15 protein-coding genes are annotated in these 17,061 nt (G+C 58.4%); 7 read left to right on the top strand and 8 right to left on the bottom strand.

Annotated features, from left to right (window positions below):
• Positions 1-73 precede the first annotated feature (73 nt).
• The 3 genes from AC5SEO_RS04120 to AC5SEO_RS04110 are packed head-to-tail and all read left to right on the top strand — an operon-like array spanning position 74 to position 2,666.
• Positions 74-1,069: an aliphatic sulfonate ABC transporter substrate-binding protein gene (locus AC5SEO_RS04120; protein ID WP_112959747.1), complete on the top strand. Its 996-nt coding sequence runs from the start codon at positions 74-76 to the stop codon at positions 1,067-1,069.
• Positions 1,066-1,935, top strand: coding sequence for an ABC transporter permease (locus tag AC5SEO_RS04115; RefSeq protein ID WP_495363737.1), 870 nt, complete (start codon positions 1,066-1,068; stop codon positions 1,933-1,935). The genes AC5SEO_RS04120 and AC5SEO_RS04115 overlap by 4 nt, the downstream gene beginning before the upstream one ends.
• Positions 1,932-2,666: an ABC transporter ATP-binding protein gene (locus tag AC5SEO_RS04110; RefSeq protein WP_112959749.1), complete on the top strand. Its 735-nt coding sequence runs from the start codon at positions 1,932-1,934 to the stop codon at positions 2,664-2,666. The genes AC5SEO_RS04115 and AC5SEO_RS04110 overlap by 4 nt, the downstream gene beginning before the upstream one ends.
• A gap of 25 nt (positions 2,667-2,691) precedes the next feature.
• Here the strand turns inward: AC5SEO_RS04110 and AC5SEO_RS04105 are convergent, their stop codons facing one another.
• The 7 genes from AC5SEO_RS04105 to AC5SEO_RS04075 form a co-directional block, all read right to left on the bottom strand.
• The gene (locus AC5SEO_RS04105; RefSeq protein ID WP_112959750.1) at positions 2,692-3,519 is read right to left on the bottom strand and encodes a carbohydrate ABC transporter permease; all 828 of its coding nucleotides are present in this window, start codon (positions 3,517-3,519) and stop codon (positions 2,692-2,694) included.
• Positions 3,516-4,400 carry a carbohydrate ABC transporter permease gene (locus AC5SEO_RS04100; RefSeq protein ID WP_162724358.1) on the bottom strand — a complete coding sequence of 295 codons (885 nt, stop codon included), beginning with the start codon at positions 4,398-4,400 and terminating at the stop codon, positions 3,516-3,518. The genes AC5SEO_RS04105 and AC5SEO_RS04100 overlap by 4 nt, the downstream gene beginning before the upstream one ends.
• Before the next feature lie 67 nt (positions 4,401-4,467).
• Positions 4,468-5,742 (bottom strand): extracellular solute-binding protein, encoded by a 1,275-nt coding sequence (locus AC5SEO_RS04095; RefSeq protein ID WP_495363736.1) that lies wholly within the window; start codon positions 5,740-5,742, stop codon positions 4,468-4,470.
• 78 nt (positions 5,743-5,820) lie between these two features.
• A complete protein-coding gene (locus tag AC5SEO_RS04090; RefSeq protein WP_003517841.1) occupies positions 5,821-6,894 on the bottom strand; it encodes an ABC transporter ATP-binding protein in 1,074 nt (357 codons plus the stop codon).
• 7 nt (positions 6,895-6,901) lie between these two features.
• The gene (arfA, locus tag AC5SEO_RS04085) at positions 6,902-8,413 is read right to left on the bottom strand and encodes an arabinosylfuranosidase ArfA (RefSeq protein ID WP_013761387.1); all 1,512 of its coding nucleotides are present in this window, start codon (positions 8,411-8,413) and stop codon (positions 6,902-6,904) included.
• Positions 8,414-8,535: 122 nt separating this feature from the next.
• Positions 8,536-9,465, bottom strand: coding sequence for an ArsR/SmtB family transcription factor (locus tag AC5SEO_RS04080; protein ID WP_495363735.1), 930 nt, complete (start codon positions 9,463-9,465; stop codon positions 8,536-8,538).
• Between the two features lie 169 nt (positions 9,466-9,634).
• On the bottom strand, positions 9,635-10,927 hold the full coding sequence (locus tag AC5SEO_RS04075) for an ABC transporter substrate-binding protein (RefSeq protein ID WP_080850077.1): 1,293 nt from the start codon (positions 10,925-10,927) through the stop codon (positions 9,635-9,637).
• 112 nt (positions 10,928-11,039) lie between these two features.
• Between AC5SEO_RS04075 and AC5SEO_RS04070 the strand changes: the two genes are divergently transcribed.
• From AC5SEO_RS04070 to AC5SEO_RS04055, 4 genes are read left to right on the top strand one after another with little or no spacing between them, the layout of a single operon-like run.
• Complete coding sequence (locus AC5SEO_RS04070) at positions 11,040-12,104, top strand: LacI family DNA-binding transcriptional regulator (protein WP_495363734.1); 1,065 nt, start codon at positions 11,040-11,042, stop codon at positions 12,102-12,104.
• Entirely contained in the window at positions 12,097-13,974 is a 1,878-nt protein-coding gene (locus tag AC5SEO_RS04065; RefSeq protein ID WP_019566452.1) for a DUF2264 domain-containing protein, read from the top strand. The genes AC5SEO_RS04070 and AC5SEO_RS04065 overlap by 8 nt, the downstream gene beginning before the upstream one ends.
• Positions 13,971-14,987: a hydroxyacid dehydrogenase gene (locus AC5SEO_RS04060; RefSeq protein ID WP_038493786.1), complete on the top strand. Its 1,017-nt coding sequence runs from the start codon at positions 13,971-13,973 to the stop codon at positions 14,985-14,987. Before AC5SEO_RS04065 ends, AC5SEO_RS04060 begins: the two co-directional genes overlap by 4 nt.
• The gene (locus AC5SEO_RS04055; RefSeq protein ID WP_038493790.1) at positions 14,984-15,760 is read left to right on the top strand and encodes a sugar phosphate isomerase/epimerase family protein; all 777 of its coding nucleotides are present in this window, start codon (positions 14,984-14,986) and stop codon (positions 15,758-15,760) included. Before AC5SEO_RS04060 ends, AC5SEO_RS04055 begins: the two co-directional genes overlap by 4 nt.
• A 214-nt stretch (positions 15,761-15,974) precedes the next feature.
• Here the strand turns inward: AC5SEO_RS04055 and AC5SEO_RS04050 are convergent, their stop codons facing one another.
• The gene (locus AC5SEO_RS04050; protein ID WP_003517850.1) at positions 15,975-17,051 is read right to left on the bottom strand and encodes an ABC transporter ATP-binding protein; all 1,077 of its coding nucleotides are present in this window, start codon (positions 17,049-17,051) and stop codon (positions 15,975-15,977) included.
• Positions 17,052-17,061 lie beyond the last annotated feature (10 nt).

The raw sequence follows: 17,061 nt of genomic DNA, 5'->3' as shown, positions 1-17,061 counted from the left end.
AGGCTGGATTGACCTCATAAACGCCGGCCCATACCCTTTAAATACACAAATTACATAAATTAGGTACACTATTATGAAGGCTAAACATTCTCGCCGCCAGATCCTGAAACTCAGCATTGCCGGGGCTCTCGCAGCACCCTTTGCCACGGGCAGCGCGCAGGCCCAGAGCTCACAGGAGTTTCCTGCTGAGCTGAAGCTGGATTGGGGATTTTACTCCTCACACACGCTGCTGATAAAGAACAAGGGCTGGCTTGAGGAAGCGTTCAAGGATGTCGGCACCAAGATCACCTGGGTACAATCCCGCGGAAGCAACAATTCGCTCGAATTCCTGAAGGTCGGCTCGACGGATTTTGCCGGTTCGGCAGCACTTTCCGCGTTTCTGGCCCGCGCCAATGGTGTGCCGCTGAAGGTGATCTATGTGGCAAGCTGGGGTGGTTCTTCCATCATACAGGTTCGCCCGGATTCGCCGGTCAAGACCGTCGCCGATCTCAAGGGCAAAACCATTGCGGTCACCAAGGGTACCGCGCCCTATTTCACCCTCCTGCGCGCCCTTGCCCAAAACAAGCTTTCGATCGATGACCTCAAGGTCGTGAACCTGCAGCATCCGGAAGGATTCAACGCGCTTCAGCAGGGACAGGTTGATGCATGGGTCGGCATCGATCCACACACATCCCAGGCAGAACTTGCCGGTGACAGGGCGATTTTCGATGAGCGTAGCTGGCGCGACGGCAGCGTCTTCAGCGTTTCCGAGGAGTTTCTGGCGAAATACCCGAAAGCGGTCGAACGCCTCCTCGGTGTCTGGGTCGAGACACAAAGATGGATCCGTGAAAACAACGGCGAATTCATCGATTTCGTCACGAAGGTCACCGGAAACGATCCCCAGATCACCAAGCTGACGATCGAAAAGCGCGACTGGAAGGATCCAGTTCCGGGCGAGGAACTGCTGAACTCGATCCGTATCGTGACCCCGTTGCTTGGCGACGATGTGCTGCGTCCTGGCGTCAATGTCGACAGCGTCCTTTCGTCGCTGATCGATCCGGCACCGGCGAAAAAGGCGCTGGGAGCATGAATTCTCATCCGCGCGAATTTCAGCGCGTGAAGCAGACTACGAAACAACTCCCTGCCCGACTGCCGTTCGTGCAAAGAGTGGGGAATTTCCTGGGACGGTTCGACCTGCGCGGCGCGATCGTGCCGGTCGGCTCATTGTTGCTGCTGGAATTCTTTGTGCGCGTGGGCTGGGTAAGCCCCTATGTGCTGCCGCCGCCCTCCGAGCTTTACGACACGTTTCTAAGGCTCGCCGAGGGTCCTTTGTGGACGAATGTCGCAGCCAGTACCGCACGTGTCTTCGTCGGCTTCGTCATTGGCTCCCTTCTTGCAATCGTCGTCGGTTCGCTGGTCGGGCTGGTCGTTGCCGCCGAGCGTTATATTGAACCGACGTTTCAGGCGCTACGCGCGGTTCCGAGCCTCGCCTGGGTGCCGCTGCTGATGATCTGGTTCGGCATTGGCGAAACCTCGAAAATCGTACTGATCGCCAAAAGCGCGTTTTTCCCTGTTTATCTCAACCTCTTCTCCGGCATCAGGAATGTCGACCGCAAGTTGGTGGAAGTGGGCGAGATGTATCGCCAGCCGCTGCCAGTGCTGGTTTGGCGGATTTTCATTCCCGCCTCCTTGCCGCATCTGTTCACGGGCTTGCGTTACGGCCTGTCGCTGGCCTGGCTGAGCGTTGTCGCAGCGGAACTTCTGGCGGCCTCCGAGGGCATCGGCTACATGCTTTCCGATGGGCGCGAACTCTCCCGACCCGATCTGGTGATGATAGCGATTATCTGCCTTGCCGTCCTCGGCAAGATTTCCGACAGCCTCTTCAAGATAGTCGAGGAACGTTGCCTCAGATGGCGCGACACTTATCCCCTTCAGCAAGGAGGGCGCCTGCGATGAGTTTGCTCAATGTCGATGTTCGCGAAAAAGCCTTCGGAGACACGGTTGTCCTTCAGGATATTCACCTGACGCTCGGCGATGGTGAAGCGGCGGTTCTTCTCGGACCAAGTGGGTGTGGGAAAAGCACCTTGCTGCGCATCGCCGCCGGCCTCGATCGGCATTTCTCAGGCGCTGTGAAGGTTCAGCAGGCAAAGGAAGTTCAGGCATCGGACTCACCGCCCATCGCCTTTGTCTTTCAGGAACCCCGCCTGATGCCGTGGCTGACAGTTGCCGAAAACATCGGTTATGCGGCCGGCAAGAAATATGATGTCGAGCGGGTAGAAGGACTGATCAACGATGTGGGCTTGAGCGGCCATGGCAGCGCGTTACCGAAAGCCCTTTCAGGCGGCATGGCGCAGCGTGTCGCCATAGCAAGAGCGCTCTATACCCGGCCGCGCATCTTGCTGCTCGACGAACCCTTCAGCGCGGTCGATGCTTTCACGCGGATGAGATTGCAGGACCTAGTTCTGAAACTCGTCGAACAGCGCGGCATTTCCTTCCTGCTCGTCACCCACGATATTGACGAGGCGCTTTATCTCGGTGACCGCATTTACATGATGGGTGCCCATGACGGCCGTATCCAGCAGCGGATAGAAGTGGACGAGCCGCGCCCGCGCGACAGAAGGTCGCCGCAACTCGCCACCCTCAAGAACGAGGTGCTGACTGCCCTGCACAACGCCCACGTCATCTGACTGGCGCCGGCATCTTTCGCCGCCCTCACCCTTTCACGCCGGACGAAATCATGATGGCTTCCGTCACGCGTCGCTGGAAGATGATGTAGGCGACGATGACCGGCAGCGCCGCCAGCATGGCAATCGCCATCAGGCGTGCATAAACGATGCCGAAGGTGTCGTTGACCTGCGTGATGCCGACGGGGATCGTCATCATGTTTTCGGACGTGATGACGAGGAAAGGCCAGAAGAAGGCATTCCACACCGTAATGAAGGTCACGATCGCCATGGCGGTCGTAATGCCCCAGTTCAGCGGCAGAAACACCTTGAACAGGATCGTGTATTCGCCGCCACCATCCAGAACCACCGCCTCCCGCATCTCCTTGGGCACGCTGTCGAAGAACTGCTTGTAGACGATGATGACGATTGGCGTGATCAGCTGCGGCAGGATGATGCCCGCCCAGGTATTGATGAGGTTGAGGTTCTTCATCAGGATGAACTGTGTCACGACAAGCGTCTGCGCGGGCACCATGAAACTCGCGAGCACGATGCCATAGAGCAGTCGCCGTCCCGGAAAGCGGATCTGCGATAGCGCATAGGCGCATAACATCGAAATGATGAGCACAGAGACCGTGACGATCGCGGCAGTGCCAATGGAATTCACGTACCAGGTCAACAGCCGCGTATTGAAGATGGCATTCACATAGGCACCAAGCTGGAACTCATCAGGCAGTAGCGACGTGTTGCCCGCAACATTCTCGTCCGAGCGCAACGACGTCACGAACCCCCAGTAAAGCGGGAAAATCCATACCAGTGCTGCCGAAAATGTCAGCAGGGTCAGGACGACGTTCTCAAGTCTTTTGGTCAGGCTCATGAATTCCTCCGGATGCGTAGCAACTGGAACTGGAGAACGGATACGATGACGATCAACAGGAAGAGCACGGTCGCCACGGCCGATGCATAACCGCCATTGTTCATCTGGAAGGCTTCCCGGTAGACCTTGAGGAGAAGCACGAAACTGGAATTGAAGGGTCCGCCGCCGCTCAAGAGGTAGATCTGGTCGAATATCTTCAGTTGCAGGATCAATTGCAGCGTCAGGATCAGCGCGGTCACCGGCCACAGAAGCGGCCATGTGACGCGCCGAAACTTTTGCCATGTCGTTGCGCCATCAAGAGCTGCGGCCTCATAAAGCTCGGTCGGAATGTTTCGCAAGCCGGCAATGAAGAGCAGAACGTTAAAACCGTTCGTCCACCAGATGGTGACGACAGCGACCATCGGCATGACCCAATTGGGGTTCTTGAAAACCGCGACGGGTTTGCCCGCCAGCAACGAAATGACCGGTTGGAGAATGCCGAACTGCAGGTCGAGCATCCAGGCCCAGATCTCAGTGACGACCGAAACCGGCAGGACATAAGGCAGGAAAAACAGGCTCATGGCGATTGTCTGCTTGATGCCGGACAATCGGCTGACCGCAAGCGCAATCAACAGGGCGATGAGCGTTGTTGGCACCACCGTCAGCAGCACGAAATAGCCGTTATTCTTGAGCGAGGTGACGAACAGGCGGTCGCTCAGCAATTTTATGTAGTTCTGCAGGCCGACCCAGTTGCCGTCGCCGATAAGCGGCGCATCCGTGAAGCTGATGCGTATCATCTCGATCAGGGGGTAAAGAAAGAACGTGGCGAAGACCACGATGAATGGCGTCACCATCGACAGTGCGATCAGCGACTTCTTGCGCCGGTTTTCAATCATAGCCATGGAATGCCTCCGGGACCTCCCGCATTGCACGCTGCCCTCCGGCTGACAGCCAGAGGGCAGTCTCGGATTACTTGAGCTTGCCCTGAAGCTCGGACTTGATCTGCTCGACCGCATCCGCGCCGCTCATGTAGCCCTGGATGGCCGGAGCGATGATATTAAGCGCCGCATCGTAAGCGGGTGAGGCAACTCCGGTAATCGTGGTCTTCGGATCGAACACTGCCGCCTCCGCCAGCGAGGCATATGTGGCATTCGGCTGCATCGCCTTGTATTCGCTGCTTTCGGTGATCGATTTATAGGCCGGAATATGCCCCGCATCGGCCCAGCTGATGGCGTGTTTTTCCATCCAGCCAATAACCGTCATGACAGCGGCGCGTTTCTCGCCGGAAACAGTCTTGTCACCCTGGTTGGGGATCGCAAAGGCGTGCGAATCCGCCCAGGTGGCGCGCTTGCCCATGAAAGGCGGAACTTCCACAGCGCTCCATTTGAAGCCGAGCTTGCCGTTCTTTTCCAGATCCTTGTAGGTCGGAACTTCCCAGACGCCATTAAGCTGGAAGGCAGATTTGCCAGCGGAGAAGAGAGCAACGGACGCCGGATATTCCGCCTGCTCGGGCGCCCATCCGTTTTCCCGCCATTTCGACATGGTATCGATCGCCTTGGCAGCCTTTTCCGCATTGTCGCCGGCAAGCACCTCGTTATTGGTGACCAGTTCGCCGCCCTGTTGTGAGAACAGTGTATAAAAGACACGCCAGACACCGGCTTCGCCACCCGACTGATAGGTAACCGGCGTCTGAACGCCCTTGTCCTTCGCCCAGGCCAGCGCCTTTTCGAAATCCTCCATCGTCTTGATACCGTTCAACTTACCCTCGGCATCGAGATAGGGAGACCCTTTCAGAAGATCGGCGTTGTAGTAGAGAATAAGGGCATGGATATCAAACGGCACCGCATAAAGCTTGCCGTCATGGGTTGCTGCCTCGACGGGTGCGCTGAAAAAGTCGCCGGTCTTCAACCCGGCATCATCAAGGTCTTTTGTGGTAATTTCGCTCATTACTTTTTCATCAAGGCCGAGCGGCGCGCGCGACAGGTGATAGGTCATGACATCGGGCCCCTCACCCACGGCGGACGCCGTGCGTACCTTGGTATAGAACGGAACGCCCCACTCTAGCGTCGTTCCCTTGATCTGAATGTCAGGGTGTTCCTTGTTGAAGGCAGCAATCAGCGCTTTCATGCGCACACCGTCGCCGCCCGACAGAAAGTCCCACCAGACGATATCCTGCTTCGCCAGTGCCGGCAGGGCGCTCAGGCCCAGAACCGTACCAACAAGCAATGTCTTGATCAGTCGCATCGTTCACTCCTCCCGTTTGTTGGAAACACCCCGTTCAAGGGGCGGTCTACTACTGCATCGAAAGGCGCCTCCTCGCGCCTATCGCAACCTTTTGCCGTCGCTGCCGAAAACCATGATGTGATCGGGCGAAGCACTCAGTGAGACTGACCGGCCATCCAGCCGCTCGCGCGAGCCCTGCCGCTGCACGACAAGTTCTTTCCCGGCACGCGTTCGGGTATAGAGATAGGAAAGGTCGCCAAGCTCCTCCGCCACCTCGACATTGACAGGCAAAGCACCCTCTTGCGTGATCACCAGATGCTCGGGCCTTATGCCGATTTCGACCCGCTGACCGGGGGAAACCGGATGCGAAAGCCGGGCTTCGAGGTGCTTTTCACCACCTTCAGGCGTAAGCGTCACGATACCGTCCCGCTGCCCGACGATGTCGGCAGCAAGGAAATTCATCGCGGGCGATCCGATGAAGCCAGCGACGAAACGATTGTCCGGATCGTCGTAAAGGGTGAGCGGCGCGCCGGCCTGTTGCACGATGCCGCCCTTCAGCACGAAAATCTTGTCCGCAAGCGTCATGGCCTCCACCTGGTCATGCGTGACGTAGATCATCGTGGCGCCGAGCTTGCGGTGAAGCCGGGTCAGTTCCAGCCGCATCTGCACGCGCAGTTCCGCATCCAGGTTCGACAGGGGTTCATCGAAGAGAAACACCTTCGGCTGTCGCACGATCGCGCGGCCTATGGCCACGCGCTGCCTCTGGCCGCCGGAAAGCTGCGATGGCTTCTTGTGCAGATTGTCCTCGAGCTGGAGGATGCGGGCAGCTTCCCCCACTCTCTCATTCACCTCCGCTTTCGGCCGGCGGGCGAGACGCAGGCTGAAAGCCATGTTCTCGAACACCGTCAGATGCGGGTAAAGCGCATAATTCTGGAAGACCATGGCAACGCCGCGATCCGCCGGCTCGACAGCGGTGACGTCGCGCTCGTCGATGGCGATGTGACCGCCGCTGGTTTCCTCAAGACCGGCGATCATGCGCAACAGGGTGGATTTTCCGCAACCGGATGGCCCCACGAAAACCGCGAAGCTGCCCGTCGGAATCTCCATCGAAACGTCCCGGATGGCTGCAAAGGAGCCGAAGGACTTGGCGATATTGCTGAGACGGACACCCATCACCGCCTCACTGAACCTTCACGCGCAGAACATGATAGGACAGCGCCGGCACAGAGCCTTTGAGCGCCCCATCCTCGACACCAATGCCGCTGCCCGGCACCGGCACGACGCGGTCGGGTTGATCCGGACCGTTGCCGATCCTCAGATCATATCCCGCCATGGAAAGATGCAGGCTGAGTGACACAGGCGAAAAGCCGGTGAGACCGACATTGAGCTCTGCTGCTTCGGTCAGATGACGATTGAGGACAAACAGCGTCACCACGCCCTCGTCCTCATCAAACACGCCGGCGACATCGAGATATTTGACGTCATCGGCCGCGTTGCAATCGTAGGTCGGGCAATCGACGGCAATGTTCAGTGCAACGCCACGACCATAAAGCGAGGCGAACTGATAGGGATAATAGATGGTCTGGCGCCATGCCGGTCCGTTCTTTTCAGCGCGAATGGGGGCGATGACATTGACGAGCTGGGCAATGCAGGCGATGCGCACCCTGTCCGAGCGACGGATGAACTCGTTGAGCAACCCGGCCACGAAGAGAGCATCCTCGAAATTGTAGGTCTCCTCCAGAAGTGCAGGCGCTTCCGGCCAGTCCCAGCTCTTGATGCGTTTACCGTCGTCTTCGCGGATATGGTACCAGACATTCCACTCGTCGAAGCAGATGGAGACATCGTTCTTGGCGCGCTTCTTGGCTTTCACGTAATCGATGACACCGGCGATAGTCTGAATGTAACGCCCTGTTTCTTCGATCTTGCCGAAGTAATTCAGCGTGTCGCGGCTGTTATTGCCGAAATATTTATGCAGCGAGATGTGGTCCACATTCTCGTAGCATTCTTCCAGCACCTCGCGCTCCCATTCGGGATAGGTCGGCATGCCGTCGTTGGAACTTCCGCAGACGATTGCCTCGATGGTGGGGTCGAAACCCTTGAAGGCTTTCGCGGTTTCGTTTGCCAGCCGGCCATACTCCACCGCCGTCTTGTGGCCAATCTGCCAGGGGCCGTCCATCTCGTTGCCGAGGCACCACATCTTCACGCCATGCGGCTTTTCGGCGCCGTGGCTGCGGCGAAGGTCGCTAAGCTCGGTGCCGCCGGGGAAATTCACGTATTCGAGAAAGTTGCGGGCATCATCCAGACCACGGGAACCGAGGTTGACGGCGAGCATCATCTCGATGCCTGCCATCGACGCCCAGTCTGCGAACTCGTTGACGCCGATCTGGTTGGTTTCCTTGGAGCGCCATGCAAGATCAAGCCGCACGGGCCGTTTGTCACGGGGGCCGATGCCGTCTTCCCAGCGATAGGCCGAAACGAAGTTGCCGCCGGGATAACGGATCGCCGGAATCTTCAGATCCTGCACGAATTTCAGCACATCCTTGCGAAAACCGTTTTCATCCGCCTGCGGATGGCCGGGCTCGTAAATCCCGCCATAGATCGCCCGCCCCATATGTTCGATGAAGGCGGAATATAGGCGATCGTCGATACGCCCAATCCGGAAGTCCCGGTGGACTGAAACCCGCGCTTTCATAGGCTCTCCTCCCATGCGCATTTATATCTTAAAATATGATATAAACCATATTTCATAATATAGTTGCCAATGGAAGCCGCGCCTGTCAACCGCGAAAATCATACTTTATGAAATTGGCCCGATCAGTCTGCGGTGCGCAGACGCAATACGATGTCCTGATCGTAATTCCCAAAACCCCGGCCGAAGATGTTGAGCCCGCCCGGATGCTTTGCATCCGCCTTTACCTCGATCCGCAAGCGGATTGAGCGGTGGCTGGACAGATCTATATCCGCAAGCGTCACATCGGAAATGCGCGTACCATCGACATAGGTTCCCTTGGCAGTAATGCGCCAGGTTTTGAGCATTCCATACTGCGAGCCGGACAGTTTCCACCAGTCGGGCGTAAACGTACCCCGCTTGTCGCCGAAATCGCCGGGCGAGGTCCAGACCCCGATCTCCTTGCCGTTGACGGAGAGGGTAATGTCTGACGGCCAGTTGCTGTGCGTTCCTGGCACCTCGGAACTGACCTCCATCGAAAACTCGACTTCCTCGACGTTTCGGCCCTGAATCTTGGCATTATTGGGGAATTGATACTCGACGTGACCCGATGTGAACCACAAAAGTGCAGTCTTCATGCGGTCGGGATCCATGAAGGTATCAGGGACATCCAGAAGTCCGATAATGCCCTCCGGCGAACAGATGCCGCAAGGCGCCGTCACCGAACTCTGCGTATAGAGGCCGAGCGGCATGGCGACGGCAATGTAGTTGGATACAGCCGGCGTCTCGGGGCTTCGAAACGAAACGATAAGCTCGTCGCAGGTCGCAAAACAGATTTTCTGGCTGCCCTTGCGCGCCTTGCGCGTTTCGGTTCGCAGCAGCCCCGCCTCTTCAAGAACGGTCACACCGGCCGACACGGTGGACTGGGGAAGGTCCAGCCTCTGCGCGATCTCGTTGACATTGAGACCGTTGGCCTCGTGCAGCAGCTTCAATATCTGCACACGGATCAGCGACGCCGCCGCCTTCAAAACATCGAATTCTTTTTCAGCGTCAATAAGTAGGAAATTGGGAGCCATTGTCTAATCTTCAGATTTAGCGATCTAGATCAGAATTTCTGGCTTAAATATTTTATGCTGTCCAGCATTGTTTGTCGGGTCGATATATTCAAAGTCAGGCACGCAAGGAATGATTGCGAATGGAGGCAGCGCAGGCGGTTTCGATACCGCATGCGCTGCCTCTTTTTCCTTACCCGCGCTTGCGCAACGTGCGGGTGCCGGTATCGACAAGATTCTGCGCTGCCTCATCCACAGTGGCGCGGCCAAAGGCGAGTGAGTCGGCAATCGGACGCATTACCCCACGGTCGAACTCATTGGCGCCGATGGGGGCAGGCTCCGGATAGGTATCGAGCTTGCCGGACAGGCTCTCGATGTAATCCACCGTCTTGCGTTCGGTCTCGTTGAGGCTTGGCAACACAGCTTCGCGCACCTTCTTCGCCGGCGGCACGCCGCGTTCGACGCCGAGAACCTTGCCCGCTTCCAGATCATTGACGAAGAAGTTGATGAACTTCGCAGCAGCTTCCGGAGTGGTGGAGGTGGACGAAATGCACCAGATAAGCCCCGGCCGGTAATAATGCCCGGTCGGTTTTCCCGCCCCCTCGCCCGGCAGCATGCCAATGGACAGGGTCTTCTTGTTGAGCGCCTGGTAACCGACAAGCTGGTTGGAATAGGCAAAGCCGATTGCGGAATTGCCAAGAGTCAGCGCGTTGGATTCGATGGTATTGTCATCGCGCGTCTGGATATCGGCAGAGACGCAAAGCTTGTTCTCGCGCAGATCCTCCCAATAGGCGAACCATTCCTTGGCATCTTCCTTGTTGAAACCGATGGTGCCGTCCTGGAACAGGAGCTTGCCGCGCTGGCGCAGCCAGACATCGAAGACGTAGTGATAACGGGCGCCATAGGGCACCGCCCAATAATTGCGCCGCGCCGGAGCGTTCTTCTTGAAATCGCGCGCCAGTTCCGCCAGCGCCTTCCAGGTGATCTGCTCCTTCGGCACGGAGACGCCGGCCTCCTTCAGCGTCTCTGCATCATACATCATGCAGAACGAATTCAGCCCGAGACCGACGCCGTAAAGCTTGCCGTCGATGCGGCAAAGATCGACTTCGCTTTTGCCGAAATTGGAAAGATCAAGCGACGAGCCGACAAACTGGTCAAGTTCCATGCAGGCCCCACGGCCGGAATAATCGGCAATGGTGGAAGGCTCGAGCTGAAAGATATCGGCGACGTTACGTCCCGCCATGGACGTCGCAAGCTTGGTCCAATAGTCGGAACCGGCGATCATCTCGCCGCTGATTACCGTTTGTGGATCTGCCTTCTGGTAGAGGGCAATCACATCATTGGTGCGCTTGTTGCGGTCAGCCGAACCCCACCATACGCAACGAAGCCGGGTTTCGGCCGCCATCGCGCGGAAACCGCCCGCCGCCGCGCCAAGACCTGCCAGTGCTGCCGTCACCAAAAATCCACGTCTATCGATAGTTTGCATCTGCTCCTCCCGCGTTTTGCAAATTTCTCACTTATCACTTAAATTCTTGCAAATTTTCATTATTTGCAATATTTGCATCATAATAGAATTTTTTGCAAGCGCAGGAGAAGACATGAACGATACGCCCGACATCAGCCGCCCGCGCCAGTCGGATATCGCCCGGCGTGCAGGGGTTTCCATCAGCACGGTCTCACGGGTTCTCGCCGGGGAAAAAGGCATCAGCGCATCGATCCAGACCAAGGTTTTGGGCGTGGCGGCGGAACTTGGTTATCCGCTGCGGCCAGTCACCAGCCAGACCGGCGGCATCTCGCTGGAGGGCAAGAAAATCCTCGCCCTCATGTCCGCCGAACGAGCGACCGGCGATATCGGCGCCTTTTATCACGATATTTTCGACATGCTGCGCAGCCTTGCGCAGACAGAGGGTTTCGAACTCGATATCCGGCTGCTGCACCAGAGGCAGATCGACGACGCCCTTACACAGCGGGTCTGCGAGGTCGATGGCCTTCTCGCCATTGGTCTTGACCCCGAAGAGGAGATCATCCACCGCATCACACAGGGTGTGCTGCAACCGGTTCTCGTCAATAGCGCCGATCCCTCGATGATGCTGGATTGCGTCTCGCCCTCCAATTTTTACGGCGGGGCGATGGCGGCGCGGCGGCTGCTGGAACTGGGGCACCGCAAGGTCGCCTATATCGGTCCGCAACACCGTCACACTATAAGAGAGCGCATGCGGGGCTTTCGGCATGTTATCATCGAGGAAGAGGGTGCCACCTATGAGGAGTTTCTGCTTTCCACGGCGGATAGCGGCTTCGGGCAGGCCGGTGATGCGGTTCGTCAGCTGCTGGCCAGAAATCCTGATCTGACCGGCATTTTCTGCATGAACGATGCGATCGCGCTCGGCGCGCTGGGAGCAGCACAAGAGCTTGGCCTCGGGGTACCGGACGATCTTTCCATCATCGGCTTCGACGACCTGCCCTTCGCCGAACTTTCCACTCCCCGGCTCAGCACAATCCGGGTAGACCGCCGCGAGATTGCCCGCGAGGCGGTGGAGCTGATGCGCCGCCGGCTGGCGGAGCCATCGGCCAATGCCCGGCAGGTTCAGCTGGGTGTACAGCTTGTGGAAGGACAGACCGACGGTCGAGCAAAAAAGACGGGAAAGGCGGCGCGCGATGCATAAGCCAGCAAACCATGATCCAATGACCCGCTTCAATCCGCTTTACGGCAATCCACTCAAGACCCGCGCCGACGTCAGACGGGCATTGGACGACAGTTTCGCACCGCTGCTTCCCTATTTCTCAGAGAGCGGCGCAAGAGTGACGCTAAGCGGCACCGCCGCGCATTTCGACCGGGCAGCGGCCGATCTGGAAGGATTTGCGCGACCACTCTGGGGCATCGCGCCGCTTGCGCTCAGCGGCGATGCCTTCGCCCATTGGCCGCTTCTGGCCAGAGGCATCGCCAATGGCACCGATCCCGCCCATGCCGATTACTGGGGCGATGTGCGGCAGAAGGATCAGCGGCTGGTGGAACTGGCCGCCCTCGGCTTTGCGCTTCGGCTTGCGCCGCAACATCTGTGGGAACCCTTGTCCGAAGCGCAAAAGGCGAATGTGCGCCATTATCTCCTGGCGGCGCGGGAGCGCATCTATGCCGACAATAACTGGAAGTTTTTCCGGGTGATGGTCGATGCGGCGCTCGATCATCTCGGTATCGAATTCGACCGGAGCCTCACCGAAACATATCTGAAAGAGCTGGACGGATTTTACATCGCCGACGGCTGGTATCGCGACGGCAACTATCGCCGCATCGACCACTACATCGCCTTCGCCATGCATTTTTACGGGCTGATCTACGCGAAAATCAGCAAACCGGATGATGCGTACGCCGAACGTTACCGGGAACGTGCCCGCCTGTTTGCCGGGGATTTCGCAAGCTGGTTCGATGAGGATGGTGGCGCGCTGGCCTTTGGCCGCTCCATGACCTACCGTTTCGCCTGCGGCGGCTTCTGGGGTGCCCTCGCCTTCGCGGATGAGGAAGCGATGCCCTGGGGGGAGATCAAGGGGCTTTATCTGAAACATCTGCGCTGGTGGGCGGGAAAGCCGATTGCCGACCGCGACGGCGTGCTTTCCATCGGTTACGCCTATCCGCAACTGACCATGTCGGAAAGCTATAATTCGGCGGGTTCGCCCTATTGGGCCTTCAAGGCTTTCCTGCCGCTCGCCCTGCCGGAAAGCCACCCCTTCTGGCAGGCGGAGGAAAAGCTGCCAGACACATCCACAAAACCACGGCCGCTCGTTCATCCCGGCATGGTGATGATGCGCAGTAAGAGCAACGTCACGGCGCTGACGAGTGGGCAGGAAAACCTGTCCATGCGCGGCGGGCCGGAGAAATACGCCAAATTCGCCTATTCCTCGCGTTACGCTTTCGGCGTGGAAGTGGACGAGCGCGGTTTCAAGACCAATGGTTTCGACAATATGCTGGCCTTTTCCGAAGATGGCCACCACTACCGGGTGCGCGAAACCAACCGCACTGTGCTCTTGGCTGGCACCAATCTTCGAGCGACTTGGAACCCATTCCCCGATGTCGAGGTCGAAACGACGCTGGTTGCCGCGGGAGAGTGGCATATCCGGTTGCACCGGATTACTTCCGCGCGGCCACTTTTGGTCACCGAAGGCGGCTTTGCGATAAACCGCAACGATGGCGACCGCGATGCGGTGACCGAAGACAGCGGCCGGGCAACGGCCGATTGCGGCACCGACATATCCGCCATCATCGATCTCGGCTCCAGCGCATCCCGCCAGGGCGTGGCGTTGAAGGCGCTGCCCAATACCAATCTCATCAATGCCAAAACCACGGTGCCGCAATTGCGGGGCGACATTCCAGCGGGCAAAACCCTGCTCGCCTGCGCCGTCTTTGTGGGACTGGCGGGACCTGAAAGCGAAACAGCTTTGGCGACAGTTCCCGCACTTCCGGACAGGGAAGCGCTTGACCGCCTGTTTGTTGAGCGCGGTGTTCCGGTAAGCAGCATGGCGGCGGCGGGAGAACCGCAATGATGAGCCCGCGTCCGCGTCTCAGCCTTGCCATGGACCCGGAGCGGACGCAGCATGTGCTGACGCCACAGGCGCTTGAAAAGCTGTCGCAGAGCGTCGACATCCTCGATACCCGGCCGGTCTGCGATTTTCACGACCCAGCTGTGACTGCCCAGTTGGAGAGAACAGATATTCTTCTGACTGGCTGGGGTTGTCCCGAGATCGACATGCGGGAACTGGCAATGATGCCGAACCTTCGGTTGATTTCACATGCCGCCGGGACGGTGAAATACTTCCTGTCCCAGGCAGTTTTCGAACGAAACGTTACGGTGTGCAGCGCGGCCGAGGCGAATGCGCAGCCGGTCGCGGAGTTTACGCTGGCAATGATCCTGCTGTCCGGCAAGCGTACCTTCGGTTTCCGGCGCATCTACGGAGAGGATCGCGCACGGCGAAACGTCGACCGCCTGCAGTCGCAGGTCATCGGCAATCTCGGCCTGACCGTCGGCATTGTCGGGGCGTCACGCATCGGACGTCGGGTCATCAATCTGCTGCAGCCCTTCGATCTCGATCTCATCCTTTTCGACCCGTTTTTAAGCGCGGTGGAGGCACAAAAGCTCGGTGTGCGTCTCGTATCGCTCCGCGAGCTTATGGCGGTAAGCGACGTCATTTCCCTGCACGCGCCATCCCTGCCGCAAACCCGGCATATGATCGGCGCCGATGCGCTTGCCCTGATGAAGGACGGAGCGACCTTGATCAACACGGCCCGCGGCGCGCTAGTGGACGAAGACGCCCTGCTGGCGGAACTGAAAACCGGACGCATAGAGGCCGTCATCGACGTGACCGATCCGGAAGTGCCGTCACCAGAGTCACCTTTCTACAGCCTTCCGAACGTGTTCCTGACGCCGCATATCGCCGGCGCCGTCGGCCTTGAACGCGCCCGGCTCGGCGACATGGCGATTGCCGAGATCGAACGCTTCTGCCGCGCAGAACCATTGCAACAGCAGGTACGTCCGGAACATCTGGAACTGATCGCATGAGAATTTTCGAGCCGGGCCTCTGCTCTGTCACCTTCAGGTCCATGACGCCGCAGGCCGTGATTAACCTTGCCGTTGCAAATGGCATCAAGGCGATAGAATGGGGTGCCGATATCCATGTGCCACCTGGCGACTTAGAAAATGCAAGGGATGTGGCGGCGCGTACGGTGAAAGCCGGTCTTACCGTCTCTTCCTACGGATCCTACATTTTCGCACCGGATTTTGCGCCGGAGGATGTGACCGCAGTTCTGGAAACCGCGAAAGCGCTCGGCACCGGCCATATCCGCATCTGGCCCGGCAGCCGCAAACGCCCATCCGCGGATTATTCACCAGAGGAACGCCGTGCGGCAACCGACGCGTTGGCGGCACTTGCCCGGCGGGCAGACGACTACGGAATGACAATCGGCCTCGAATATCACCCCAATTCGCTGACCGACACGCTGCCCTCGGCCTTGCAGCTCATGCAGGATTTGCCGATGCCTAACCTGTTCTTTTACTGGCAGCCAGCCCCAGGTCTACCGCTGGATGACGCCCTTGCGGAAATATCCGCGCTCGGCTCGCGCATCTGCCACCTGCACGTCTTCGCTTGGCTCGCCGATGCCAGCCGCCTGCCGCTCGGCGAGCGCGCGGACTATTGGCGGGCTTGCGTTGATGCCTTGCCAGCAAGCGACTGGATAGAACCGGCTTATGCGATGCTGGAGTTCGTCAAAGGTGACAACGTCGCCCAGTTCTCGGAAGATGCGGCGGTGCTGAGCGAGATTCTCGCCCGCTCTTAGAACCGCTTGTTTTTTATCGAAAACCGACGCGGCGGACTAAAATTCGCTATCCATCACAACCGCCCACTGCCCTCATCCCTGTACCCCCTATAGGGAACCAGCCAGCCCAAGTCTTTGGGCTGATTGATTTCATCGCCGCGCAGACGCGTCAGCTGGACTCCTGTGACAAGCACAGGAATAAGGGAAGGTCTGTTCCTCCCCCCGGTTTTTCCTCTTATATTCGCCGCCCATCCGCCCCGAACAGATGCGTCTTCGCCAGATCAAACGCAAAGGGAATGGTCTCGCCGATGCGGATATGGCGCTGGCCGTCCAGCAGCAGGGTAGCGGGCTGGCCATCTGGGGTGCTGGTATAAACCACCGTCGAGCCGCCGAGATGTTCAACGAGCTGGATGGACGCATCGCCAAGCGAGGCCGATTGCGCCTGTGGGTTTACGTGTTCGGGACGAATGCCGAAAGTGAGTGGCTCGCCTTCCTCAGCCGCGACCGGCTTTTCGAGCAGAATGCGCTGGCCGGCGACCTCGATGGTACGGTTGGAGCTGTCGCCTGAAGCCACTTTCGCGGAAAGGAAGTTCATCTTTGGCGAACCGATGAAACCCGCCACAAACTGGTTGGCCGGATTGTTGTAAAGATCAAGCGGGCGGCCGACCTGCATGATGCGGCCGTCACGCAGGACCACGATCTTGTCGGCCATGGTCATGGCCTCCACCTGGTCATGCGTCACATAGATCATGGTGCTGCCGAGCGTCTGGTGCAGCTTGGCAATTTCGACACGCATCTGCACGCGCAGTTCCGCATCGAGGTTGGACAGGGGTTCATCGAACAGAAAGATTTTCGGCTCGCGGACGATAGCCCGACCGATGGCGACACGCTGGCGCTGGCCGCCAGAAAGCGCCTTCGGCTTGCGCTGTAACAACGGACCGATCTGCAGGATATCGGCAGCTTTCTGCACCCGCGCCTCGACTTCCGGTTTCTTGTAACCCGCCGTCTCCAGCCCGAAAGCGAGGTTCTTGTAAACGCTCATATGCGGATAAAGCGCATAGGACTGGAACACCATGGCGATACCGCGCTTGGAAGCGGCTGTTTCGTTGACCCTTTCGCCATCGATGCGAAGATCACCCTCGGAGATTTCCTCCAGACCGGCGATCATGCGCAGAAGTGTGGATTTGCCACAGCCCGAGGGGCCGACGAAAACGGTGAACTCGCCCGGCTCGATCTTGAGATCGATGCCGTGGACGACCGGAAAAGCGCCGAACCGCTTGACGATTTTTTCCAGAGTAATGCTGCTTGCCATGCTGTTTCTC

The organism is Agrobacterium sp. K11 (assembly GCF_059429395.1).
The sequence above is the reverse complement of the archived record's forward strand: the minus strand, read 5'-3'. Positions and strand labels throughout refer to the sequence as shown.